Below are 25,320 nucleotides of genomic sequence, written 5' to 3'. Positions count from 1 at the left end.
AGAAGGCACAAGATGCCTTCTTTTTTTTCATCGCAGTAGTAGTGATACAGGAGTCCCAAATGGAAATGACCAACGCTCAACGTCTGATTTTGTCGAATCAGTACAAAATGATGACTATGCTCGATCCAACTAACGCCGAGCGTTATCGTCGTTTGCAGACGATTATTGAACGCGGTTACGGCTTGCAGATGCGTGAGCTGGATCGTGAGTTTGGTGAACTGACGGAAGAAACCTGTCGTACGATTATCGATATTATGGAGATGTATCACGCATTACATGTGTCCTGGACTAATCTTAAGGATGCGCAGGCTATTGATGAGCGTCGCGTGACCTTCCTCGGTTTTGACGCCGCAACGGAAGCCCGTTTCCTCGGGTATGTTCGTTTTATGGTCAATGTGGAAGGTCGTTACACCCACTTTGATGCGGGTACGCATGGCTTCAACGCCCAGACCCCAATGTGGGAAAAATATCAGCGTATGCTGAATGTTTGGCACTCTTGCCCGCGTCAATATCACCTGAGCGCGAATGAAATTAACCAAATCATTAATGCCTGAGGGGGCGAGCGTGCAGTGCAAAGGTTTTCTGTTTGATCTGGATGGAACGCTGGTCGATTCCTTACCCGCAGTAGAGCGTGCGTGGTGCAACTGGGCCGATCGCTTCGGCCTCGATCACGCCGAGGTACTCGGCTTTATTCATGGCAAGCAGGCCATTACCTCCCTGCGACACTTTATGGTGGGCAAGTCTGAGGCAGAGATCGCCGCGGAATTTACCCGTCTGGAGCAGATCGAAGCGACGGAAACCGCCGGGATCACCGCGCTGCCGGGGGCAGTTGATTTACTCAACCATCTCAATAAAGCGGGTATTCCATGGGCGATTGTGACCTCCGGCTCCATGCCGGTCGCACGGGCGCGCCATCGTGTTGCTGGGCTTCCTGCTCCAGAAGTGTTTGTCACCGCTGAGCGGGTAAAAAGAGGGAAGCCAGAGCCAGACGCGTATCTGTTAGGCGCTCAACTTCTGGGTCTGGCGCCGCAGGAATGTGCAGTGGTGGAAGATGCCCCCGCCGGGGTGCTCTCAGGATTGGCTGCTGGGTGTCATGTCATCGCGGTTAACGCGCCAGCGGATACGCCGCGTCTGGACGAGGTTGATTTTTCGCTGACCAGTCTGGAACATATTTCTGTGACCAAACAACCCAACGGAAATGTGGTCGTTATAAGAAATACCTGATCATGATTTAGCCCCAGATTGTTGGGGCTTTTTTATGGCAGAATCAGCCCATCCCTCTCATTTAACAAGGATATGTTGTGAACGGTGAATTGATATGGGTTCTCTCATTGCTGGCGATTGCCGTCGTCTTGTTTGCAACTGGCAGAGTGCGTATGGACGCGGTCGCTTTGCTGGTCATTATTGCCTTTGTTCTGAGCGGAACATTGAGCATCACAGAGGCTTTTTCCGGGTTCAGCGATCCTAACGTTATTTTGATAGCGGCTTTATTCATTATCGGCGACGGCCTGGTGCGTACCGGCGTGGCGACGGTAATGGGTGCCTGGCTGGTGAAGGTCGCTGGCAGCAGTGAAGTTAAAATGCTGGTGTTGCTGATGATAACCGTAGCCGGACTCGGTGCCTTCATGAGTTCGACCGGTGTGGTCGCCATCTTTATTCCGGTTGTCTTAAGCGTTTCCATGCGCATGCAAATCTCCCCCTCACGCCTGATGATGCCATTGAGCTTTGCCGGATTGATAAGCGGCATGATGACGCTGGTGGCAACGCCGCCGAACCTGGTCGTCAACAGTGAATTGTTACGTGAAGGACTTAACGGTTTTAGCTTTTTTAGCGTAACCCCACTGGGACTGGTGGTGTTGGTACTCGGCATAATTTATATGCTGGTGATGCGTTTTATGCTGAAAGGTGAAGACTCCGGGCAGCCGGGAGACGGCTGGAAGCGCCGGACCTTTCGCGATCTGATCAAAGAATATCGCCTGACAGGGCGTGCCCGTCGCCTGGCGATTCGCCCGGGTTCTCCCATGATTGGCCAACGTCTGGATGACCTGAAATTGCGTGAGCGCTACGGGGCAAACGTGATTGGTGTTGAACGCTGGCGGCGTTTTCGCCGCGTGATAGTCGATGTTAACGGGGTTTCTGAGTTCCGTGCCCGTGACGTATTGCTGATCGATATGTCAGCGGCCGACGTTGACCTGCGTGAGTTTTGCAGCGAGCAACTGTTGGAGCCGATGGTGCTGCGTGGTGAATACTTCTCCGAGCAGGCGCTTGATGTGGGTATGGCCGAGATTTCATTGATTCCTGAATCGGAATTGATCGGCAAAACGGTACGGGAAATCGCTTTTCGTTCGCGTTACGGGCTTAATGTCGTCGGACTGAAGCGTGATGGTATGGCACTGGCCGGAGCGGTGGTGGATGAACCACTACTGATGGGCGATATCATTCTGGTGGTGGGCAACTGGAAACTCATCACTTTGTTGGGGCAAAAAGGGCGCGATTTCGTGGTGCTGAATATGCCCGTGGAAGTCAGTGAAGCTTCTCCGGCGCACAGCCAGGCGCCGCATGCGATTTTCTGTCTGGTGCTGATGGTCGCGTTAATGCTCACCGATGAAATCCCTAATACAGTTGCCGCGATTATCGCCTGTTTGCTGATGGGAAAATTCCGCTGCATCGATGCCGAAAGCGCCTACAAAGCCATTCACTGGCCAAGTATTATTTTGATTGTCGGAATGATGCCTTTTGCGCTGGCATTACAAAAAACGGGCGGCGTCGATCTGGTGGTTAAAGGGCTAATGGACGTTGGTGGAGGGTACGGCCCGTATATGATGCTGGGCTGTCTGTTCGTGCTGTGCGCGACCATTGGGTTATTTATCTCTAACACTGCGACGGCGGTACTGATGGCGCCGATTGCGCTGGCGGCAGCAAAGTCGATGGGCGTTTCGCCGTATCCTTTTGCAATGGTGATTGCGATGGCGGCTTCCGCAGCCTTTATGACGCCAGTTTCTTCACCGGTAAACACACTGGTACTCGGGCCGGGTAACTACAGCTTTAGCGATTTCGTAAAAATTGGCGTGCCGTTTACCATCATTGTGATGGTGGTGTGCGTGGTGATGATCCCGATGCTGTTTCCGTTTTGATTTTTATGTGCCGGATGGCGGCTAACGCCTCATCCGGCCTACAAAGGCAATGTCGCCGCAAACTTACAATGGAGAATCCTGACTGATTTCATCTAATGAGAGGTGAAAACTCGGGACGAATACGTCCATAAAGTAGTCCATCTCTTCGCTGCGTCGTGACTCCAGCGTTTTTTCCAGACGTGTTTTCGCCAGCAGAAATTCGTTGTTACCGGCAGAGAGTTCTTCCAGGCACTTCAGATACGCGCACAGGGCATCGGCCTGTTTAACAATCGACCTCTCTTCTTCACTTAAGGCATGTTCATCAATGAGCGGCGCAAAAATATCGCGCAGCTCATCGGGAACCATATCGACCAGTTTTTGTTGGGCAATTTTCTCTATCGCTTTATATTCTTGGGCAATCTGCGAGTTGAAATATTTCACTGGGGTAGGGAGATCGCCGGTTAACACCTCTGACGCATCGTGATACATCGCCAGCAGGGCAATACGCTCAGCATTAACCTGACCACCAAATTTACGGTTTTTAATTGCGGCCAGCGCATGGGCAACCATGGCAACCTGCAGACTGTGTTCGGACACGTTTTCGGTGCGCACGTTGCGCATCAGCGGCCAGCGGTTAATGAGTTTCAGACGGGAGAGGTGGGCAAAAAAGTGGCTCTGCTTCATAACGACCCTTACTCAGTGACTTCAGTAACGGTATTTTGCGCAGAGAGTGCTACCGGATGCAAACCCGGCAGCACTTTGCGTGGTTACAGCTGGCGATACCCTGACAGGAAACGCTCAAATTTACTCAGCGACATTTCGATATCGTCAATACGCGGTAGCGTGACGATGCGGAAATGATCCGGCCACGGCCAGTTGAATGCCGTCCCCTGGACCAGCAGTACTTTTTCCTGCAACAGGAAGTCGAGTACCATTTTCTGGTCGTCATGAATATTGAAGCGTTTAGCATCAATTTTCGGGAACATATACAGCGCACCGCGCGGTTTTACGCAAGAGACGCCGGGGATGTCATTAAGCAGTTCCCAGGCGCGGTTACGTTGCTCATACAGACGCCCGCCTGGCATGATGAATTCGCTGATGCTCTGATATCCACCCAGTGCGGTCTGAATGGCATGTTGTGCCGGAACGTTGGCACAAAGGCGCATAGAAGCCAGCATCTCAAGGCCTTCGATATACCCTTTGGCATGTTTCTTCGGTCCGTTCAATACCATCCAGCCCTGGCGGAAACCGGCAACACGATAGGTTTTTGACAGGCCGTTAAAGGTAATAGTCAGCAGGTCAGGGGCCATTGCCGCAATCGAGTGGTGCTCGGCGTCATCGTAAAGAATTTTGTCGTAAATCTCGTCCGCAAAGATGATGAGATTGTTTTGGCGGGCAATCTCAACAATCTCCATCAGCAGCTCTTTAGAATACACCGCGCCAGTAGGGTTGTTTGGGTTGATGATGACGATCCCACGGGTACGCGGCGTAATTTTGGCGCGGATATCATCCAGGTCCGGGAACCAGTCTGACGATTCGTCACACAGGTAGTGCACGGCATTACCACCAGAGAGCGAAACCGCCGCCGTCCACAGTGGATAATCAGGTGCAGGAACCAGCATTTCGTCCCCACTGTTTAGCAATGCCTGCATGGCCTGCACAATCAATTCAGATACGCCGTTACCGATATAGATATCTTCCACGGTTACGTCGCGCATCCCACGGGCCTGGTAATGCTGCATGATTGCTTTGCGGGCTGAATAAAGGCCTTTGGAATCGCAATATCCTTGCGCAGTTGGCAAATTGCGGATCACATCCACCAAAATTTCATCTGGCGCTTCAAACCCGAAAGGCGCAGGGTTGCCGATGTTCAGTTTCAGAACTTTGTTGCCTTCTTCTTCCAGGCGCTTTGCTTCCTTCAGAACCGGGCCGCGAATGTCATAACAGACGTTTTCTAATTTGCTGGATTTTTCAATGGGGGACATGAACGTTGACCTTTTTAGCTGTGAATGCCACTCCCTGCCGTGGAAGTCAGCCCAGCACAATGTACTCCCACGACGGTGAGTTTTGAAGGGTCTTTAGTAGAAGATTTTGGAAAGTAGGAGGATTATAATTCACTGTTAATAACTAAATAATGTGATTTTTGTAGAGTAATAATCTGGATTGTTGTGTTTTTTGTGGTTTATATTTTGCTTTGTTAGTGTGGGTGTGGTGATTTGTCTGGTCAAAAAAAGTTAGACCTGTAAAGAAAAAGGTAGCCGAGATCTCAGCTGAATGGCGTAATTCGAAAATACTGAGGTTTTGCCTGCGAAATCTGTTATCGGTCTGATCCCTGCGTGATGCGGTGTGAATCCATTGTTAAGCATAATTAATGAATTGAGAGATTCTTAATTAATTATTATTTATTATTTAAACGACATCAAATTGAGTGGGCCAATAATACGAAAACCGTTGCGCTGACATAACACCAATTTGCCCGGAATTATTCGCGATAACACTTATAAATATAGTGGTTTTAGGTTAAGATAACTCCTATGAAATGGTGTGTAGTACGAATTTTACGATAATTCAAATGTTTGTTGGTTGTTCCTAACATCCTGAAAAGTTAGTTTTTAATGTGTAAATTATTGTTCGTTAACTATTTTTTAAATTTACAAAATTTACATGTTTCCCATTAGTCAGAATCATCCAGCAGCTAAAAATACGGCTCTTTCTCGTTGCTATATTCCGATGAATATCACGGGTATTAAAATAGCTCAGAAAGAGAATTGTTTCGTTTGTTAAACCAAATACATCCTTATTTTCACTTGGTTACACTAAGCGAAACTGAAGGGAGGCACATTACAAATGGAGTTGTTTGATTCTGAATGCACAGCATTAACCCGGTATGACCCGCGAGTAAGTGAAAAACTATGATAAATGCAAATCGTCCGATAATTAACCTCGACCTCGATCTGCTGAGAACCTTTGTTGCTGTTGCCGACCTGAATACCTTTGCGGCTGCGGCAGCTGCGGTATGTCGAACTCAGTCTGCGGTAAGTCAGCAAATGCAGCGTCTTGAACAACTTGTGGGGAAAGAGTTGTTCGCGCGCCATGGACGCAACAAACTGCTGACCGAACATGGTATCCAGCTGTTGGGTTACGCCAGGAAAATACTGCGATTTAATGATGAGGCATGCTCATCATTGATGTTTAACAATCTTCAGGGGGTGTTAACTATCGGTGCTTCTGATGAATCCGCCGATACCATACTCCCTTTTCTGCTTAACCGTATAAGTTCGGTTTATCCGAAACTTGCACTGGATGTCAGAGTGAAACGCAACGCCTACATGGTGGAGATGCTTAAGTCGCAAGAAGTGGATTTAGTGGTCACCACTAACCGACCTGGCGATTTTGAGTGCCTGAATTTGCGAACTTCACCGACGCACTGGTATTGCGCAGCCGAATATATCCTGCAAAAAGGGGAACCGGTGCCGTTAGTTCTGCTGGACGATCCCAGCCCGTTTCGCGATATCGTGCTGGCGACGTTGAATGCAGCACAGATCCCGTGGCGTCTGGCTTATGTCGCTTCAACATTGCCTGCGGTCCGCGCGGCGGTAAAAGCAGGGCTGGGCGTTACTGCCCGTCCTGTCGAAATGATGAGCCCGGATTTACGCGTACTGGGTGCGGCAGACGGATTGCCACCTCTGCCTGATACCGAGTATCTGCTGTGCAGCGATCCGGCCACGCAAAATGAATTAGCTCAGGTTATCTTTAAGTCGATGCAGACATATCAAAATCCTTGGCAATACAATCAGTTTACCCCTGAAGGGGGAGATGACTCGCTGATTGTTGAAGGCGACTTTGAGTAAAGCGTCACAAAAAAACGTTTTAAAATGTAAGTGTAAAAAAGAGCCACTGATGATGAAAAAACATCCAGTGGCTCTTTTTTTATGCGAATATTACTGCTTTCTGTTCATTGATATACTAAAACTTAACAAAATCAGCAGGTAAAAAAACAGACTGACAATAGGGTGAAAAATAATCAGCTGAGTTACTAAATGTTTCCATGTTAAAAAACTAGAGAAATTGTTGCTGTTTTTTATGGTGAATTAACAAAAGCGTGTCACAGATCAAGAAAATACTCCCATTTAGGGGGAGGCATCTGGGTGAATTCCTGTCAAAATAGACGTGTATTATCTTTTTTACTTCACTACGGACACGATTCAACAACATTAAAAATGACCTATGATGCAATCGAAATGGGTCTAAAGAGCACTTTATGTTAATGAAGTTGGAACAGTGTAAAATAATGTGAGGAAACTTTTGTTAAAGTTGACAAAAGGTTATAGAAAGGAGTAAAAAACCCCATCAATTAGCTGTATAAAATGATTTTTCACAGTGATTGTAAGGTTTTTTTTATTCCTCCCCATGAATCGATGTGGCGTTCATCTGCCGAAAAGAGCAGAGAATTTGGCGCTACTTTTGATGAGTAAGCAATGAGTATGTCAACATCCACTGAAATCATCGCTCATCACTGGGCATTCGCTATCTTTCTTATCGTTGCCATTGGCCTGTGCTGCCTGATGCTCGTCGGCGGCTGGTTTTTAGGGGGTCGCGCACGCGCGAGATCTAAAAACGTGCCGTTTGAATCAGGTATCGACTCGGTCGGCACCGCCCGCCTGCGCCTGTCTGCCAAGTTTTATCTGGTAGCCATGTTCTTCGTTATCTTCGACGTTGAAGCGCTGTATCTGTTCGCATGGTCAACTTCTATCCGTGAAAGCGGTTGGATTGGCTTTGTGGAAGCTGCAATTTTTATTTTTGTGTTACTGGCAGGTCTGGTTTATCTGGTGCGTATTGGCGCGCTGGACTGGACGCCCGCGCGTTCACGCCGCGAGCGTATGAACCCGGAAACGAACAGTATCGCTAATCGTCAACGCTAACCGCGAGGCATTAAGATGGATTATACGCTCACCCGCATAGATCCTAACGGTGAGAACGACCGTTACCCCCTGCAAAAACAGGAGATCGTAACCGACCCCCTGGAACAAGAAGTTAACAAAAACGTGTTCATGGGCAAACTGCATGACATGGTTAACTGGGGCCGTAAAAACTCAATTTGGCCATATAACTTTGGCCTTTCCTGCTGCTACGTTGAGATGGTGACCTCGTTTACCGCCGTGCACGATGTGGCCCGTTTTGGTGCGGAAGTACTGCGTGCATCGCCGCGTCAGGCTGACCTGATGGTCGTAGCCGGAACCTGCTTTACCAAAATGGCACCAGTTATTCAGCGCCTCTACGATCAGATGCTGGAACCGAAATGGGTTATTTCCATGGGCGCATGCGCCAACTCCGGCGGTATGTACGACATTTATTCTGTGGTGCAGGGTGTTGATAAATTTATTCCGGTCGATGTGTACATCCCGGGATGTCCGCCGCGCCCAGAAGCGTATATGCAGGCTCTGATGCTGCTGCAAGATTCCATTGGCAAAGAACGCCGTCCGCTCTCCTGGGTGGTTGGCGATCAGGGCGTTTATCGCGCCAATATGCAGTCAGAACGCGAGCGTAAACGCGGCGAACGTATTGCTGTAACGAATCTTCGTACACCAGACGAGATTTAATTTGCGCCTGTCGGCAGCAGCACTTCCTTCGCTTATCACTACATAAATAGCGCGAAGCACTGCCGACCACCACGGACCATTTGCAATGGTGAACAATATGACCGACTTAACCGCGCAAGACGCCGTATGGCAAACACGGGATCACCTTGATGACCCGGTCATTGGCGAACTGCGCAACCATTTTGGGCCGGATGCCTTTACCGTTCAGGCGACTCGCACCGGGGTACCCGTTGTTTGGGTCAAGCGTGAACAATTACTGGAAGTTGGCGATTTCTTAAAGAGACTGCCGAAACCTTACGTCATGCTGTTTGACTTACACGGCATGGACGAACGTCTGCGTACGCACCGCGAAGGGTTACCTGCCGCGGATTTTTCCGTTTTCTATCACCTGATTTCCATTGAACGCAATCGCGATATCATGCTCAAGGTGGCTTTGTCTGAAAACGATCTGCGCGTACCGACTTTCACCAAACTGTTCCCGAACGCCAACTGGTACGAGCGTGAAACCTGGGAAATGTTTGGCATCGATATCGAAGGTCACCCGCACCTGACGCGTCTGCTGATGCCGCATACCTGGGAAGGTCATCCGCTGCGTAAAGACTACCCGGCGCGTGCGACTGAATTTGATCCGTTTGAGCTGACTAAAGCCAAACAGGATCTGGAAATGGAAGCGCTGACCTTCAAACCTGAAGATTGGGGTATGAAGCGTAGTACCGAAAACGAGGACTTCATGTTCCTCAACCTCGGTCCTAACCACCCGTCTTCTCACGGTGCTTTCCGTATTGTGCTGCAGCTTGATGGCGAAGAAATCGTCGACTGCGTACCTGACATCGGCTACCACCACCGTGGCGCTGAAAAGATGGGTGAACGTCAGTCCTGGCACAGCTACATTCCGTACACCGACCGTATTGAGTACCTCGGCGGCTGCGTAAACGAAATGCCTTACGTACTGGCCGTTGAGAAGCTGGCTGGTATCACCACACCGGATCGCGTCAACGTGATTCGCGTGATGTTGTCCGAACTGTTCCGTATCAACAGCCACCTGCTGTACATCTCCACGTTCATTCAGGACGTCGGCGCGATGACCCCGGTATTCTTCGCCTTTACCGACCGTCAGAAAATCTATGACGTGGTGGAAGCGATCACCGGTTTCCGTATGCACCCGGCCTGGTTCCGTATCGGCGGTGTGGCACACGATCTGCCGCGCGGTTGGGACAAGCTGCTGCGTGACTTCCTCGACTGGATGCCAAAACGTCTGGATTCTTACGAGAAAGCCGCACTGCGTAACACCATCCTGAAAGGCCGTTCGCAGGGCGTTGCCGCTTACGGTAAGAAAGAAGCGCTGGACTGGGGTTGTACCGGTGCTGCGCTGCGCGCGACCGGTATTGATTTCGACGTGCGTAAAGCGCGTCCGTACTCTGGCTACGAAAACTTTGACTTTGAAGTCCCGGTTGGCGGCGGCGTTTCTGACTGCTATACCCGCGTGATGCTGAAAGTTGAAGAGCTGCGCCAGAGTCTGCGCATCCTTGAGCAGTGCCTCAATAATATGCCGGAAGGCCCGTTCAAAGCGGATCACCCGCTGACGACGCCGCCGCCGAAAGAGCGCACGCTGCAACATATCGAAACCCTTATCACCCACTTCCTGCAGGTTTCGTGGGGTCCGGTTATGCCGGCAAACGAGTCCTTCCAGATGGTGGAAGCGACCAAGGGTATCAACAGTTACTACCTGACCAGCGATGGCAGCACCATGAGTTACCGTACCCGTATCCGTACCCCGAGCTATGCGCACCTGCAGCAGATCCCGGTAGCGGTACGTGGCAGCCTGGTGTCCGACTTAATCGTCCATCTGGGTAGTATCGATTTTGTTATGTCAGATGTGGACCGCTAATTATGCACGAGAATCAACAACCACAAACCGAGGCTTTTGAGCTGAGTGCGGCTGAGCGTGAAGCGATTGAGCACGAGAAGCACCACTACGAAGACCCGCGTGCGGCGTCCATTGAAGCGCTGAAAATCGTTCAGAAACAGCGTGGCTGGGTGCCGGATGGGGCGATCTATGCGATCGCTGATGTGCTGGGTATTCCGGCAAGCGACGTAGAAGGTGTTGCTACGTTTTATAGCCAGATCTTCCGCCAGCCGGTAGGTCGCCACGTGATCCGCTATTGCGACAGCGTGGTGTGCCATATCAACGGCTACCAGGGGATCCAGGCCGCGCTTGAGAAAAAACTCAACATCAAGCCGGGGCAGACGACCTTTGATGGTCGCTTTACGCTGCTGCCGACCTGTTGCCTGGGGAACTGCGATAAAGGGCCAAACATGATGATCGATGAAGATACTCATGCTCACCTGACCCCGGAAGGCATTCCCGAACTACTGGAGCGGTATAAATGAAAGACATTATCCGTACTCCCGAAACCCATCCGCTGACCTGGCGTCTGCGTGATGACAAACAGCCGGTCTGGCTGGACGAATACCGTAGCAAGAACGGCTACGAAGGTGCGCGTAAGGCCCTGACCGGGCTGTCACCGGACGAAATCGTTAATCAGGTAAAAGACGCTGGCCTGAAAGGGCGCGGCGGCGCGGGCTTTTCCACCGGTCTGAAGTGGAGCCTGATGCCGAAAGACGAATCCATGAACATCCGTTACCTGCTGTGTAACGCCGATGAAATGGAGCCGGGCACCTATAAAGACCGTCTGCTGATGGAACAGCTGCCGCACCTGCTGGTGGAAGGCATGCTGATTTCCGCGTTTGCGCTGAAAGCGTACCGTGGTTACATCTTCCTGCGCGGTGAATATATCGAAGCAGCCGTGCATCTGCGTCGCGCGATCGCCGAAGCGACCGAAGCCGGTCTGCTTGGCAAAAACATCATGGGCACCGGTTTCGACTTCGAACTGTTTGTCCACACTGGGGCAGGGCGTTACATCTGCGGTGAAGAAACCGCGCTGATCAACTCCCTCGAAGGTCGCCGTGCTAACCCTCGTTCCAAGCCGCCGTTCCCGGCAAGCTCTGGCGCATGGGGCAAACCGACCTGCGTAAACAACGTCGAAACCCTGTGTAACGTACCGGCTATCCTCGCGAACGGCGTGGAGTGGTACCAGAACATTTCGAAGAGCAAAGACGCGGGCACCAAGCTGATGGGCTTCTCTGGTCGCGTGAAGAATCCTGGCCTGTGGGAACTGCCTTTCGGTACTACCGCGCGTGAGATCCTCGAAGATTACGCGGGCGGCATGCGCGATGGACTGAAGTTTAAAGCCTGGCAGCCAGGCGGTGCAGGGACTGACTTCCTGACCGAAGCACACCTCGATCTGCCGATGGAATTCGAAAGCATTGGTAAAGCAGGTAGCCGTCTGGGCACCGCGCTGGCCATGGCTGTTGATCACGAGATTGGCATGGTTCCTTTGGTGCGTAACCTCGAAGAGTTCTTTGCCCGCGAGTCTTGCGGCTGGTGTACGCCGTGCCGTGACGGTCTGCCGTGGAGTGTGAAAATTCTGCGCGCGCTGGAGCGTGGCGAAGGCCAGCCTGGGGATATCGAGACACTTGAGCAACTGTGTCGTTTCCTCGGCCCGGGTAAAACCTTCTGTGCACACGCACCGGGTGCAGTGGAACCGCTGCAGAGCGCCATTAAATATTTCCGCGAAGAATTCGAAGCTGGCATCAAGCAGTCCTTCAGCAATACCCATCAGATTGGTGGTATTCAGCCGAACCTGCTGAAAGAGCGCTGGTGATTACAGGGTTAGCCCTGTGTCGCGATAAGAAATTCGATTAACGCTCGGTTACGACCGAGCCAACTGGAAGCATGCTGACTATGGCTACGATTCATGTAGACGGCAAAGAATATGAGGTCAACGGAGCGGACAACCTGCTGGAAGCTTGTCTGTCTCTCGGCCTTGATATTCCGTACTTTTGCTGGCACCCGGCGCTGGGAAGCGTCGGTGCTTGCCGCCAGTGTGCGGTGAAGCAATATCAAAACGCGGAAGACACGCGTGGTCGCCTGGTGATGTCTTGTATGACACCGGCCACCGAAGGCACCTTTATTTCTATTGATGACGAAGAAGCGAAACAGTTCCGCGAAAGCGTCGTGGAGTGGTTGATGACTAACCACCCGCACGACTGTCCGGTCTGTGAAGAGGGCGGCAACTGCCACCTGCAGGATATGACCGTCATGACCGGTCACAGCTTCCGTCGCTACCGCTTCACGAAGCGTACTCACCGTAACCAGGACCTGGGGCCGTTCATCTCTCACGAAATGAACCGCTGCATCGCCTGCTATCGCTGCGTACGTTACTACAAAGATTACGCCGATGGCGCGGATCTGGGCGTCTATGGCGCACATGACAACGTCTACTTTGGCCGCCCGGAAGACGGTACGCTCGAAAGCGAGTTCTCCGGTAACCTGGTAGAAATTTGCCCGACCGGCGTCTTCACCGATAAAACGCACTCTGAGCGTTATAACCGTAAATGGGACATGCAGTTTGCGCCGAGCATCTGCCAGCAGTGTTCCATCGGCTGTAACACCAGCCCGGGCGAGCGCTACGGTGAACTGCGTCGTATCGAAAACCGTTATAACGGTACCGTTAACCACTACTTTCTCTGCGACCGTGGTCGTTTTGGCTATGGTTACGTGAACCTGAAAGACCGTCCGCGTCAGCCGGTACAGCGTCGTGGCGATGACCTGATCACGCTGAACGCCGAGCAGGCGATGCAGGGCGCGGCAGATATTCTGCGTCAGTCGAAGAAAGTAATTGGTATCGGCTCCCCGCGCGCCAGCGTTGAAAGTAACTTCGCGCTGCGTGAACTGGTGGGTGCGGATAACTTCTATACCGGTATCGCCCAGGGCGAGCAGGAACGTCTGCAACTGGCACTGAGCGTGCTGCGTGACGGCGGGATTCATACTCCGGCACTGCGCGAAATCGAATCTTATGATGCGGTTCTGGTGCTGGGCGAAGATGTCACCCAGACCGGCGCACGCGTTGCGCTGGCAGTGCGTCAGGCGGTGAAAGGTAAAGCGCGTGAAATGGCGGCGGCACAGAAAGTGGCTGACTGGCAGATCGCAGCAATCCTTAACATCGGCCAGCGTGCTAAGCACCCGCTGTTCGTTACCAACGTCGATAACACCCGTCTGGATGACATCGCCGCATGGACCTATCGTGCACCGGTTGAAGATCAGGCGCGTTTAGGTTTCGCTATCGCTCATGCGCTGGATAACAACGCTCCGGCGGTTGACGGTATCGACCGTGACCTGCAGAACAAAATTGACGTTATCGTTCAGGCACTGGCCGGGGCGAAGAAACCACTGATTATTTCCGGCACCAACGCCGGTAGCGCCGAAGTGATTCAGGCGGCTGCCAACGTGGCGAAGGCGCTGAAAGGCCGTGGCGCAGACGTCGGCATCACCATGATTGCTCGCTCTGTTAACAGCATGGGCCTGGGTATGATTGGCGGTGGTTCCCTTGACGATGCGCTGACCGAGCTGGAAACAGGTCGTGCTGACGCCGTTGTGGTGCTGGAGAATGACCTGCATCGCCATGCTTCAGCAACGCGTGTGAACGCAGCGCTGGCGAAAGCGCCGCTGGTACTGGTCATTGACCATCAGCGTACGGCAATTATGGAAAACGCTCATCTGGTGCTTTCCGCCGCAAGTTTCGCCGAAAGCGATGGTACGGTGATTAACAACGAAGGCCGCGCTCAGCGTTTCTTCCAGGTCTACGACCCGTCCTACTACGACAGTAACACCGTGATGCTGGAAAGCTGGCGCTGGCTGCACTCGCTGCACAGCACCGTGCAGAGCCGCGAAGTGGATTGGACGCAGCTCGACCACGTTATCGACGCGGTCGTTGAGAAGCTGCCGCAACTGGCGGGTATCAAAGATGCCGCTCCGGACGCAAGCTTCCGTATCCGTGGACAGAAATTGGCTCGTGAACCGCACCGCTACAGCGGTCGTACCGCAATGCGCGCCAACATCAGCGTACACGAACCGCGCCAGCCGCAGGACAAAGACACAATGTTCGCCTTCTCTATGGAAGGGAACAACCAACCGTCTGCGCCGCGTTCACAAATTCCGTTTGCCTGGGCTCCGGGCTGGAACTCCCCACAGGCGTGGAACAAGTTCCAGGATGAAGTGGGCGGTAAACTGCGTCATGGCGATCCGGGCGTGCGTCTGATCGAAGCTTCTGCAGATGGTATGGATTACTTCACTACCGTTCCGGCGAGCTTCCAGGCTCAGGATGGTCAGTGGCGTATAGCGCCGTACTACCATCTGTTTGGCAGTGACGAAATGTCCCAGCGTGCGCCAGTCTTCCAGACCCGTATGCCGCAGCCGTACATCAAACTCAACCCGGCTGATGCCGCGAAGTTGGGTGTTAATGCCGGTACGCGCGTTTCTTTCAGCTACGATGGCAACACGGTTACGCTGCCGGTTGAAATCGCTGAAGGATTAACGGCAGGGCAGGTTGGTTTGCCGATGGGTATGCCTGGCATCGCGCCGGTTCTGGCAGGTGCGCGTCTTGAGGATCTGCAGGAGGCACAACAATGAGTTGGATTACACCCGATCTGATTGAGATCTTGCTGAGCATTCTCAAAGCGGTCGTGATCCTGCTGGTGGTGGTCACCTGCGGGGCATTCATGAGCTTTGGCGAACGTCGTCTGCTGGGTCTGTTCCAGAACCGTTACGGACCGAACCGTGTTGGCTGGGGCGGTTCGCTCCAGCTGGTTGCGGACATGATCAAGATGTTCTTTAAAGAAGACTGGATCCCGAAATTCTCGGATCGCGTCATCTTTACCCTGGCACCGATGATCGCCTTCACCTCGCTGCTGCTGGCTTTCGCCATCGTGCCGGTGAGTCCGAACTGGGTGGTTGCTGACCTGAACATCGGGATCCTGTTCTTCCTGATGATGGCGGGCCTCGCGGTATACGCGGTGCTGTTCGCTGGCTGGTCCAGTAACAACAAATACTCCCTGCTCGGTGCGATGCGTGCGTCTGCGCAGACGCTGAGCTACGAAGTGTTCCTCGGGCTTTCCCTGATGGGCGTGGTGGCGCAGGCCGGTTCATTTAACATGACCGACATCGTCAACAACCAGGCTGATATCTGGAACGTTATTCCGCAGTTCTTTGGTTTTGTCACCTTTGCCATCGCGGGCGTGGCGGTGTGCCACCGTCACCCGTTTGACCAGCCAGAAGCCGAGCAGGAACTGGCCGACGGTTACCACATTGAATATTCCGGTATGAAATTCGGTTTGTTCTTCGTGGGTGAATACATCGGCATCGTCACCATTTCTGCACTGATGGTTACCCTGTTCTTCGGTGGCTGGCATGGCCCGTTCTTACCGCCATTCGTCTGGTTCGCGCTGAAAACCGCGTTCTTCATGATGATGTTCATTTTGATTCGTGCGTCGTTACCGCGTCCTCGTTATGACCAGGTAATGTCCTTCGGCTGGAAAGTCTGTCTGCCGCTGACGCTCGTCAACTTGCTGGTAACGGCGGCTGTCATTCTCTGGCAGGCGCAATAAGGGACACAAAGACCATGACCTTAAAAGAATTGTTCGTAGGTTTCGGCACCCAGGTACGCAGTATCTGGATGATCGGCCTGCATGCGTTCGCGAAACGCGAAACGCAGATGTATCCGGAAGAGCCGGTCTATCTACCGCCCCGTTTTCGTGGTCGTATCGTTCTGACTCGTGATCCAGACGGTGAAGAGCGCTGCGTTGCCTGTAACCTGTGTGCGGTAGCGTGTCCGGTAGGCTGTATTTCTCTGCAAAAAGCAGAGACCAAAGACGGCCGCTGGTATCCGGAGTTTTTCCGCATTAACTTCTCACGCTGCATTTTCTGCGGCCTGTGCGAAGAAGCCTGTCCGACTACGGCTATTCAGCTGACTCCAGATTTCGAGCTGGGTGAGTACAAGCGCCAGGACCTGGTTTACGAGAAAGAGGATCTGCTGATCTCCGGTCCGGGCAAATACCCGGAATATAACTTCTACCGGATGGCAGGTATGGCAATCGACGGCAAAGATAAGGGCGAAGCAGAGAACGAAGCTAAGCCTATCGACGTCAAGAGCCTGTTACCGTAAGGAGAGGGGCAATGGAGTTCGCTTTTTATATCTGTGGCCTGATAGCCATTCTCGCAACCTTGCGGGTGATCACCCACACCAATCCGGTACACGCGTTGCTGTACCTGATTATTTCGCTGCTGGCGATTTCTGGGGTGTTCTTCTCGTTAGGCGCTTACTTCGCTGGTGCGCTGGAAATTATCGTCTACGCGGGCGCCATCATGGTGCTGTTCGTGTTCGTGGTGATGATGCTCAACCTTGGTGGTTCTGAAATTGAACAGGAACGTCAGTGGCTGAAACCGCAGGTGTGGATTGGTCCGGCGATTCTGTCGGCCATTATGCTGGTGGTTATTGTTTACGCCATTCTGGGCGTTAACGATCAGGGCATCGACGGCACGCCAATTAGCGCGAAAGCAGTCGGTATTTCCCTGTTCGGACCGTATGTACTGGCGGTTGAACTGGCTTCGATGCTGCTGCTGGCGGGTCTGGTTGTGGCCTTCCACGTGGGGCGCGAAGAGCGTTCTGGTGAAGTGCTGAGCAATCGCACCGATGACCGCGCGAAAAGAAAAACGGAGGAGCACGCATGATCCCCTTACAACATGGACTGATCCTCGCTGCGATCTTATTCGTGCTGGGCTTAACCGGTCTGGTTATCCGCCGCAATCTGCTGTTTATGCTGATCGGACTGGAAATCATGATTAACGCCTCCGCGCTGGCCTTTGTGGTCGCCGGAAGCTACTGGGGCCAGACCGATGGTCAGGTGATGTATATTCTCGCCATCAGCCTTGCGGCTGCCGAAGCGAGCATTGGGCTTGCGCTGTTGCTGCAACTTCATCGCCGTCGCCAGAACCTGAACATCGATTCAGTAAGTGAGATGCGTGGATGAACATGCTTGCCTTAACCATTATTCTGCCATTTATTGGCTTTGTATTACTGGCGTTTTCTCGTGGTCGTTGGTCAGAAAATCTGTCCGCTACCGTGGGTGTCGGGTCGATCGGTCTGGCCGCGCTGGTGACTGCGTTTGTTGGCGTTGATTTCTTTGCCAATGGCCAGCAGGCTTACAGCCAGCCGCTGTGGACGTGGATGTCAGTCGGCGACTTCAACATCGGTTTTAACCTGGTGCTGGACGGCCTGTCGCTGACCATGCTCTCCGTGGTGACCGGCGTTGGTTTCCTGATCCACATGTTCGCCTCCTGGTATATGCGCGGAGAAGAGGGCTATTCTCGTTTCTTCGCCTACACCAACCTGTTTATCGCCAGCATGGTGGTTCTGGTACTGGCGGATAACCTGCTGCTGATGTACCTCGGCTGGGAAGGCGTGGGCCTGTGCTCCTATCTGCTGATTGGTTTCTACTACACCGATCCGAAGAATGGCGCTGCGGCAATGAAAGCCTTCGTGGTAACCCGCGTTGGTGACGTATTCCTGGCGTTCGCGCTGTTCATCCTCTACAACGAGCTGGGCACGCTGAACTTCCGCGAAATGGTGGAACTGGCGCCTGCGCACTTTGCAGACGGTAACAACATGCTGATGTGGGCAACCCTGATGCTGCTGGGCGGTGCGGTCGGTAAATCTGCACAGCTGCCGTTGCAGACCTGGCTTGCTGATGCGATGGCCGGCCCGACGCCTGTCTCCGCGTTGATCCACGCCGCGACGATGGTTACCGCTGGTGTCTACCTGATAGCACGTACGCACGGCCTGTTCCTGATGACGCCTGAAATCCTGCACCTGGTGGGGATTATCGGTGCGATCACGCTGGTGCTGGCGGGTTTTGCTGCGCTGGTACAGACCGACATCAAACGCGTTCTTGCGTACTCCACCATGAGCCAGATTGGTTATATGTTCCTGGCTCTCGGCGTACAGGCGTGGGATGCGGCGATTTTCCACCTGATGACGCACGCCTTCTTTAAAGCGCTGCTGTTCCTGGCATCCGGCTCGGTTATCCTGGCTTGCCACCACGAACAGAACATCTTCAAGATGGGCGGGCTGCGTAAGTCAATTCCGCTGGTGTATCTCTGCTTCCTGATCGGTGGCGCGGCGCTGTCGGCTCTGCCGCTGATTACCGCTGGCTTCTTCAGTAAGGATGAGATTCTGGCCGGTGCAATGGCGAATGGTCATATTAATCTGATGGTTGCAGGTCTGGTCGGTGCATTCATGACCTCTCTGTACACCTTCCGTATGATTTTCATCGTGTTCCACGGTAAAGAACAAATTCACGCCCACGCAGGGAAGGGGATTACCCATCATCTGCCGCTGATTGTGCTGATGATCCTGTCCACCTTCGTTGGCGCGCTGATTGTGCCGCCACTGCAGGGTGTACTGCCTGCGACGACCGAGCTTGAGCATGGTCGCGTCATGACGCTGGAAATTACCTCCGGTATCGTAGCGATTGCGGGCATCCTGATCGCAGCATGGCTGTGGCTGGGTAAACGCACACTGGTGACGTCGATTGCGAACAGTGCGCCGGGCCGCCTGCTGGGTACCTGGTGGTATAACGCCTGGGGCTTCGACTGGCTGTACGACAAAGTGTTCGTTAAGCCGTTCCTGGGTGTTGCCTGGTTGCTGAAACGCGATCCGCTCAACTCAATGATGAACATTCCGGCGATCCTTTCCCGCTTTGCAGGTAAAGGCCTGCTGTTGAGCGAGAACGGTTATCTGCGCTGGTATGTTGCATCAATGAGCATCGGCGCCGTCGTTGTGCTGGCACTGTTGATGGTACTGCGTTGAGTTTGTTGGCTGGATGAACGATTGCCGGATGGCGCTGCGCTTATCCGGCCTACAAACCCAAAAATAATTTTTAGAATTCGTTGAAAATCTGTTCCTGATGTACAGGCGTCATCGACGAAGTCAGACCGGAGACCGCCAGCGCAGAGCAACCGGAGCGTACTGAAGTACGTGAAGATTGCGAGCACTGCCGGGATTTGGGCTGACGAGTGAGATAGCCTGAGCAGGAGTAAATATAAGGGACATACTTAGCTATGTTATTACCCTGGTTGATATTAATTCCCTTTATCGGTGGCTTCCTGTGCTGGCAGACCGAACGCTTTGGCGTGAAGGTGCCGCGCTGGATCGCGCTGATTACCATGGGATTGACGCTGGCGCTTGGCCTGCAACTGTGGTTGCAGGGCGGCTATTCACTGACGCAATCCGCTGGCATTCCGCAGTGGCAGTCTGAATTTGTCCTGCCGTGGATCCCACGTTTTGGCATCTCTATTCATCTGGCTATCGACGGTCTGTCGCTGCTGATGGTAGTGCTGACCGGTCTGCTCGGTGTTCTGGCGGTACTTTGCTCCTGGAATGAAATCGAAAAATACCAGGGCTTCTTCCATCTGAACCTGATGTGGATCTTAGGCGGCGTGATCGGCGTGTTCCTTGCCATCGACATGTTCCTGTTCTTCTTCTTCTGGGAAATGATGCTGGTGCCGATGTACTTCCTGATCGCGTTGTGGGGCCATAAAGCCTCTGACGGTAAAACGCGTATCACTGCGGCGACCAAGTTCTTCATTTATACCCAGGCGAGTGGTCTGGTAATGTTGATTGCCATCCTGGCGCTGGTGTTTGTGCACTATAAAGCGACCGGTGTGTGGACCTTCAACTATGAAGAGCTGCTGAATACCCCGATGTCCCACGGTGTGGAATATCTGTTGATGCTGGGCTTCTTCATCGCCTTCGCGGTGAAAATGCCGGTAGTTCCGCTGCACGGCTGGTTGCCGGATGCGCACTCCCAGGCGCCGACCGCAGGTTCCGTTGACCTGGCGGGGATCTTGCTGAAAACCGCGGCTTACGGTCTGCTGCGCTTCTCTCTGCCGCTGTTCCCGAACGCGTCGGCTGAGTTTGCACCTATCGCAATGTGGCTGGGCGTTATCGGTATCTTCTACGGCGCGTGGATGGCCTTTAATCAGTACGACATCAAACGTCTGATCGCTTACACCTCCGTATCGCACATGGGCTTCGTACTGATTGCTATCTACACCGGCAGCCAGCTGGCGTACCAGGGTGCTGTTATCCAGATGATTGCGCACGGTCTGTCCGCAGCCGGTCTGTTCATTCTGTGTGGTCAGCTGTACGAACGTCTGCACACGCGTGATATGCGTATGATGGGCGGCCTGTGGGGCAAAATGAAATGGTTGCCTGCGCTGTCGATGTTCTTCGCAGTGTGTACGCTGGGTATGCCGGGTACAGGTAACTTCGTTGGCGAATTTATGATTCTGTTCGGCAGCTACCAGGTGGTTCCGGTCATTACCGTGATCTCGACCTTTGGTCTGGTGTTTGCCTCTGTTTACTCGCTGGCGATGCTGCATCGCGCTTACTTCGGTAAAGCGAAGAGCCAGATTGCCAGTGTTGAACTGCCAGGGATGTCGCTGCGTGAGCTGTTTATCATCCTGTTGCTGGTCGTGCTTCTGGTACTGCTTGGCTTCTATCCGCAGCCGATTCTGGATACCTCGCATTCTGCGATGAGCAACATCCAGCAGTGGTTTGTTAATTCCGTTACTACTACAAGGCCGTAAATCGCCATGACAATAACTCCACAACACCTGATTGCGCTGCTACCGCTGCTGATCGTCGGCTTGACGGTGGTGGTTGTGATGCTCTCCATTGCGTGGCGACGCAATCACTTCCTCAATGCCACGCTGTCGGTCATTGGGCTTAACGCCGCGCTTGTTTCGCTCTGGTTTGTTGGCCAGGCGGGCGCCATGGACGTCACCCCGCTGATGCGGGTTGACGGTTTCGCCATGCTCTACACCGGGCTGGTGCTGCTGGCGAGTCTTGCCACCTGTACCTTTGCTTACCCGTGGCTGGAAGGCTACGATGACAACCGGGAAGAGTTCTACCTGTTGGTGCTGATTGCCGCACTTGGCGGTATTCTGCTGGCTAACGCTAACCATCTGGCGGCGCTGTTCCTTGGTATTGAGCTTATCTCTCTGCCGCTGTTTGGTCTGGTTGGCTATGCGTTCCGTCAGAAACGTTCGCTGGAAGCCAGTATCAAATACACCATTCTGTCTGCCGCAGCGTCTTCCTTCCTGCTGTTCGGTATGGCGCTGGTGTACGCGCAGTCTGGTAATCTGTCGTTTGTTGCGCTCGGTAAGAGCCTCGGCGACGGCATGCTGCACGAACCGCTGCTGCTGGCGGGCTTCGGTCTGATGATTGTTGGCCTCGGCTTTAAACTCTCGCTGGTTCCGTTCCACCTGTGGACGCCAGACGTATACCAGGGCGCTCCTGCTCCGGTTTCCACTTTCCTGGCGACGGCGAGCAAAATCGCTATCTTCGGCGTGGTGATGCGTCTGTTCCTGTACGCACCGGTAGGGGATAGCGAAGCGGTACGTATCGTACTGGGCGTGATTGCCTTTGCTTCCATCATCTTCGGTAACCTGATGGCGCTGAGCCAGACCAATATTAAACGTCTGCTCGGTTACTCTTCTATCTCTCACCTCGGCTACCTGCTGGTGGCGCTGATTGCTCTGCAGAGCGGCGAGATGTCGATGGAAGCGGTTGGCGTTTACCTGGCCGGTTACCTGTTCAGCAGCCTCGGCGCGTTCGGTGTGGTCAGCCTGATGTCCAGCCCGTACCGCGGTCCGGATGCAGACTCTCTGTTCTCCTACCGTGGTCTGTTCTGGCATCGTCCGATCCTCGCGGCAGTGATGACGGTGATGATGCTGTCTTTGGCAGGTATCCCGATGACGCTGGGCTTTATCGGTAAGTTCTACGTACTGGCCGTCGGTGTACAGGCTAACCTGTGGTGGCTGGTTGCCGCGGTGGTGGTCGGTTCCGCGATTGGTTTGTACTACTACCTGCGTGTTGCGGTGAGCCTGTACTTGAGCGCACCGCAGCAGTTGAACCGCGATGCGCCGTCCAACTGGCAGTACAGCGCGGGCGGTATCGTAGTGCTGATTTCTGCCCTGCTGGTACTGGTGCTGGGTATTTACCCGCAACCGCTGATCAGCATTGTGCAGTTAGCGACTCCGCTGATGTAAAAGAAATACGGAAACGAAAAAACCCGCCTTGGCGGGTTTTTTTATGCGTGAAATACGGTCAGTTTAATAGCTGACGGCTCACCAGCGGACCGCTGATGCCTTTCGCTGTGCGATCCATCACTTCCTGGATCACTGAAGAAAGCTCATTGACTTCGAATTTGGCCACGTAGCCATCCGCTTTTACTCGGCGAACGTGATCTTCGTTCGCGCTACCGGAAAGCGAAGAGTGGATAACGACCGGGATTTTCTTCAGACGTTCGTCGGTTTTTATCTTACGGGTAAGCGTAAAACCGTCCATCTCCGGCATTTCGAGATCGGTGAGAACCAGAGCGATCTTCTCACTGACAGGCTTACCCTCCGCCAGCGCTTCTGCGGAAAGCTGCTGTATTTTTTCCCACGCATCCTGACCTGTTACATGCATCAGATGCGGGATCTCCATGGCGTTAAGCCCTTTTTCCAGCATTGCGCGGGCCACTTTGGAATCATCAGCCACAATCGCCACCGCACCCGGCGTGATGTTGAATTTATTGGTTTTCAGATCGGTTGCGCGCAGGTCGTGGTTCGCCGGTACGATGTCGTACAGGATCTGCTCAACGTCGAGTACCAGCGCCAGGTTGTTGGTCTCTTTGTTGTCGTCCAGGCAAGCGATACTGGTGATATAGCGACCATTGACGGCTTTCTCGGCGGTATGCACCTGTTGCCAGTCCAGGCGCATAATATTTTCCACTGACTCCACCGCAAAAGCCTGGACGCTGCGGGCATATTCTGTGATCAACAGAATATTGAGTCCGGTCTCTGGCTTACAGCCCGCGACGGCGGGCAGGTCAATCACCGGGATCACCTGATCGCGAATGTTAACCATACCCAGTAACGGGGCCTTCATACCCGCCGGACGCGTAAAGGTCGGCATCGGCACGATTTCACGCAGCTTGAATACGTTGATGCCAAACAGCTCTGATTTCTGCTCCTCAACAGATTTGCCGAGGCGAAACAGCAGCAGTTCAAAACGGTTAGACAGGGTTAGGTTTGTCCTGTCATCAATATCTTTCTGGAAATTGTTCATCCTGTCCTCAGTGTGAAAGCCAGCCTTTCCACTGTTATCGGCACTGAGGCGGAAAAATAGAGCGTTAAACGGTGAAAATGGCGAAATCGTGAGCCAGTTCCGTGTCTGGAAATATTGCTTTGCACTCTTCGAGTAATCGCTGACAGCCTTTTTCATCGTAACGTGAGCTAACGTGGGTCATGATCAGGCGTCCCACTCCGGCCTCCAGCGCCAGCTTTGCGGCTTGTCGGGTCGAGCTGTGCCCGCGACTGTTGGCTTTTTCCTCCATTGAAGCGTCCAGCGTGGTTTCGTGTACCATGACATCTACACCTCGAGCCAGTTCAATGGCGGACGCGCAGGGTCCTGTGTCACCGAAAATAGCGACTGATTTTCCCCTGGTGGGCGGGGAAAGAAAATCGGCACCGTTAATCGCTCGACCATCCTCCAGCACGATGGTTTTTCCGGCTTTCAAATCCTGAAACCACGGGCCCGCTTTAACGTCTGCCGCCTTCAGGGCGCTAGCGTCAAGCGCACCCGGTTTGTCGTGCTCTTGAATGCGAAAACCGTAGCATTCCAGCGGATGCGCCAGCGGGTAAGCCGTTACTTTTCGCAGGCCGTCATCCACAATCTCTCCCGCGGTGATTTCTACAATATCCAGCGGATAATCGGTCCAGGAGCCGCTCAGACGCAATGCGGTTTCGGTAAACTCTCGCAACCCTTTTGGCCCGTAGAGCGTCAGAGGCTGGACATTGCCGGCCATTGAGCGACTGCACAGTAGCCCCGGTAAACCAAACAGGTGATCGCCGTGCAGATGGCTGAAAAAAATACGATCGAGTTTTCCTGGATTGAAAGGCGTGGTGAGCATCTGATGCTGTGTCCCTTCGCCGCAATCAAAAAGCCACAGCCCCGCCTGAGTCGGGTGTTGCAGATTCAGTAAAATTGCCGTTACATTGCGTGAGCGCGTGGGGACTCCCGCAGACGTGCCTAAAAATAGTAATTCCATCTTTGCGTTACACTTTTCGCCATCAATAAGGCAGGGTGTTCAGGTTATCACAACATAGGGGCAGACAATGATTCACTGGCAAGATCTCCACCATGCAAAGCTGAGTACCCAACAACTGTACGCACTACTTCAGCTACGATGCGCGGTGTTTGTAGTTGAGCAACAGTGTCCGTACCAGGATGTGGATGGCGATGACCTGGCTGGAGAGAATCGGCATATTCTGGGCTGGCATAACGATGAGCTGGTGGCGTATGCGAGGATTCTGAAAAGCGATGACGAGCTGGAGCCGGTAGTGGTTGGTCGGGTGATTGTAAGCGAAGCGCTGCGTGGTGAAAAACTGGGGCAACAGCTAATGGCCCAGACGCTGGCATCCTGCGCGCAACACTGGCCGCACAAGGCGTTGTATCTGGGCGCGCAGGCGCATCTGCAATCATTCTATGCACGCTTTGGCTTTGTTCCGGTTACGGATATCTATGACGAAGATGGTATTCCACACGTCGGAATGGCGCGGGAAGCACATCAGGCGTAAACAGGCGCAATCAGTCCAGGTT

General features: G+C 53.2%; 22 protein-coding genes. 18 read left to right on the top strand and 4 right to left on the bottom strand.

The window, feature by feature from the left end; all coding sequences use genetic code 11:
* Positions 1-59: 59 nt before the first annotated feature.
* The 3 genes from OGY33_RS12205 (at position 60) to OGY33_RS12195 (ending at position 3,134) form a co-directional block, all read left to right on the top strand.
* Positions 60-554, top strand: coding sequence for a YfbU family protein (locus OGY33_RS12205; RefSeq protein ID WP_003028086.1), 495 nt, complete (start codon positions 60-62; stop codon positions 552-554).
* Positions 547-1,224, top strand: coding sequence for a sugar phosphatase (locus tag OGY33_RS12200; protein ID WP_008785348.1), 678 nt, complete (start codon positions 547-549; stop codon positions 1,222-1,224). The genes OGY33_RS12205 and OGY33_RS12200 overlap by 8 nt, the downstream gene beginning before the upstream one ends.
* A gap of 77 nt (positions 1,225-1,301) precedes the next feature.
* A complete protein-coding gene (locus OGY33_RS12195) occupies positions 1,302-3,134 on the top strand; it encodes an SLC13 family permease (protein ID WP_191238267.1) in 1,833 nt (610 codons plus the stop codon).
* 63 nt (positions 3,135-3,197) lie between these two features.
* Here the strand turns inward: OGY33_RS12195 and yfbR are convergent, their stop codons facing one another.
* Together yfbR and alaA are read right to left on the bottom strand one after the other, a co-directional pair.
* Positions 3,198-3,797: a 5'-deoxynucleotidase gene (yfbR, locus tag OGY33_RS12190; RefSeq protein WP_003028083.1), complete on the bottom strand. Its 600-nt coding sequence runs from the start codon at positions 3,795-3,797 to the stop codon at positions 3,198-3,200.
* An 83-nt stretch (positions 3,798-3,880) separates the two neighbouring features.
* Entirely contained in the window at positions 3,881-5,098 is a 1,218-nt protein-coding gene (alaA, locus tag OGY33_RS12185) for an alanine transaminase AlaA (protein WP_003028082.1), read from the bottom strand.
* 927 nt (positions 5,099-6,025) lie between these two features.
* On the opposite strand from alaA, the gene lrhA reads away from it, so the two are divergent.
* The 14 genes from lrhA (at position 6,026) to nuoN (ending at position 22,724) form a co-directional block, all read left to right on the top strand.
* Positions 6,026-6,964 carry a transcriptional regulator LrhA gene (gene lrhA, locus OGY33_RS12180; protein ID WP_003834760.1) on the top strand — a complete coding sequence of 313 codons (939 nt, stop codon included), beginning with the start codon at positions 6,026-6,028 and terminating at the stop codon, positions 6,962-6,964.
* A gap of 627 nt (positions 6,965-7,591) precedes the next feature.
* A complete protein-coding gene (gene nuoA / locus OGY33_RS12175) occupies positions 7,592-8,035 on the top strand; it encodes an NADH-quinone oxidoreductase subunit NuoA (RefSeq protein WP_003028077.1) in 444 nt (147 codons plus the stop codon).
* A gap of 15 nt (positions 8,036-8,050) precedes the next feature.
* Entirely contained in the window at positions 8,051-8,713 is a 663-nt protein-coding gene (gene nuoB / locus OGY33_RS12170; RefSeq protein WP_003028075.1) for an NADH-quinone oxidoreductase subunit NuoB, read from the top strand.
* An 85-nt stretch (positions 8,714-8,798) separates the two neighbouring features.
* Complete coding sequence (gene nuoC / locus OGY33_RS12165; RefSeq protein WP_191238269.1) at positions 8,799-10,601, top strand: NADH-quinone oxidoreductase subunit C/D; 1,803 nt, start codon at positions 8,799-8,801, stop codon at positions 10,599-10,601.
* A 2-nt stretch (positions 10,602-10,603) separates the two neighbouring features.
* Positions 10,604-11,104, top strand: a complete 501-nt coding sequence (nuoE, locus tag OGY33_RS12160) for an NADH-quinone oxidoreductase subunit NuoE (protein ID WP_003028069.1) — start codon at positions 10,604-10,606, stop codon at positions 11,102-11,104.
* Complete coding sequence (gene nuoF, locus OGY33_RS12155) at positions 11,101-12,438, top strand: NADH-quinone oxidoreductase subunit NuoF (RefSeq protein ID WP_003834753.1); 1,338 nt, start codon at positions 11,101-11,103, stop codon at positions 12,436-12,438. Before nuoE ends, nuoF begins: the two co-directional genes overlap by 4 nt.
* Before the next feature lie 80 nt (positions 12,439-12,518).
* Positions 12,519-15,245, top strand: coding sequence for an NADH-quinone oxidoreductase subunit NuoG (gene nuoG, locus OGY33_RS12150; protein WP_032941985.1), 2,727 nt, complete (start codon positions 12,519-12,521; stop codon positions 15,243-15,245).
* Entirely contained in the window at positions 15,242-16,219 is a 978-nt protein-coding gene (gene nuoH, locus OGY33_RS12145) for an NADH-quinone oxidoreductase subunit NuoH (RefSeq protein WP_003028063.1), read from the top strand. Before nuoG ends, nuoH begins: the two co-directional genes overlap by 4 nt.
* A 14-nt stretch (positions 16,220-16,233) precedes the next feature.
* On the top strand, positions 16,234-16,776 hold the full coding sequence (nuoI, locus tag OGY33_RS12140; protein ID WP_003028062.1) for an NADH-quinone oxidoreductase subunit NuoI: 543 nt from the start codon (positions 16,234-16,236) through the stop codon (positions 16,774-16,776).
* Positions 16,777-16,787: 11 nt separating this feature from the next.
* Positions 16,788-17,342: an NADH-quinone oxidoreductase subunit J gene (nuoJ, locus tag OGY33_RS12135; protein WP_003028059.1), complete on the top strand. Its 555-nt coding sequence runs from the start codon at positions 16,788-16,790 to the stop codon at positions 17,340-17,342.
* Positions 17,339-17,641: an NADH-quinone oxidoreductase subunit NuoK gene (nuoK, locus tag OGY33_RS12130; protein ID WP_000612644.1), complete on the top strand. Its 303-nt coding sequence runs from the start codon at positions 17,339-17,341 to the stop codon at positions 17,639-17,641. The genes nuoJ and nuoK overlap by 4 nt, the downstream gene beginning before the upstream one ends.
* Positions 17,638-19,479 (top strand): NADH-quinone oxidoreductase subunit L, encoded by a 1,842-nt coding sequence (gene nuoL, locus OGY33_RS12125; protein WP_003834744.1) that lies wholly within the window; start codon positions 17,638-17,640, stop codon positions 19,477-19,479. The genes nuoK and nuoL overlap by 4 nt, the downstream gene beginning before the upstream one ends.
* A 251-nt stretch (positions 19,480-19,730) precedes the next feature.
* Positions 19,731-21,260, top strand: coding sequence for an NADH-quinone oxidoreductase subunit M (gene nuoM / locus OGY33_RS12120; RefSeq protein ID WP_003027692.1), 1,530 nt, complete (start codon positions 19,731-19,733; stop codon positions 21,258-21,260).
* A 6-nt stretch (positions 21,261-21,266) separates the two neighbouring features.
* Entirely contained in the window at positions 21,267-22,724 is a 1,458-nt protein-coding gene (nuoN, locus tag OGY33_RS12115; protein WP_003027689.1) for an NADH-quinone oxidoreductase subunit NuoN, read from the top strand.
* A gap of 58 nt (positions 22,725-22,782) precedes the next feature.
* Here nuoN and OGY33_RS12110 read toward each other — a convergent pair whose 3' ends face one another.
* A complete protein-coding gene (locus tag OGY33_RS12110; RefSeq protein WP_032944079.1) occupies positions 22,783-23,787 on the bottom strand; it encodes a chemotaxis protein in 1,005 nt (334 codons plus the stop codon).
* A 64-nt stretch (positions 23,788-23,851) separates the two neighbouring features.
* Entirely contained in the window at positions 23,852-24,769 is a 918-nt protein-coding gene (gene rbn / locus OGY33_RS12105; protein ID WP_191238270.1) for a ribonuclease BN, read from the bottom strand.
* A 67-nt stretch (positions 24,770-24,836) separates the two neighbouring features.
* Here rbn and OGY33_RS12100 point away from each other — a divergent pair, with 67 nt between their 5' ends.
* Entirely contained in the window at positions 24,837-25,298 is a 462-nt protein-coding gene (locus OGY33_RS12100; RefSeq protein ID WP_191238271.1) for a GNAT family N-acetyltransferase, read from the top strand.
* The last annotated feature ends 22 nt before the right edge of the window (positions 25,299-25,320 follow it).

The sequence above is a fragment of the Citrobacter sp. Cpo032 genome (assembly GCF_030332975.1).
Taxonomy (GTDB): Bacteria; Pseudomonadota; Gammaproteobacteria; order Enterobacterales; family Enterobacteriaceae; genus Citrobacter; species Citrobacter portucalensis.
Note: the sequence above shows the minus strand (reverse complement) of the source record. Positions and strands in the feature narration are given on the sequence as shown.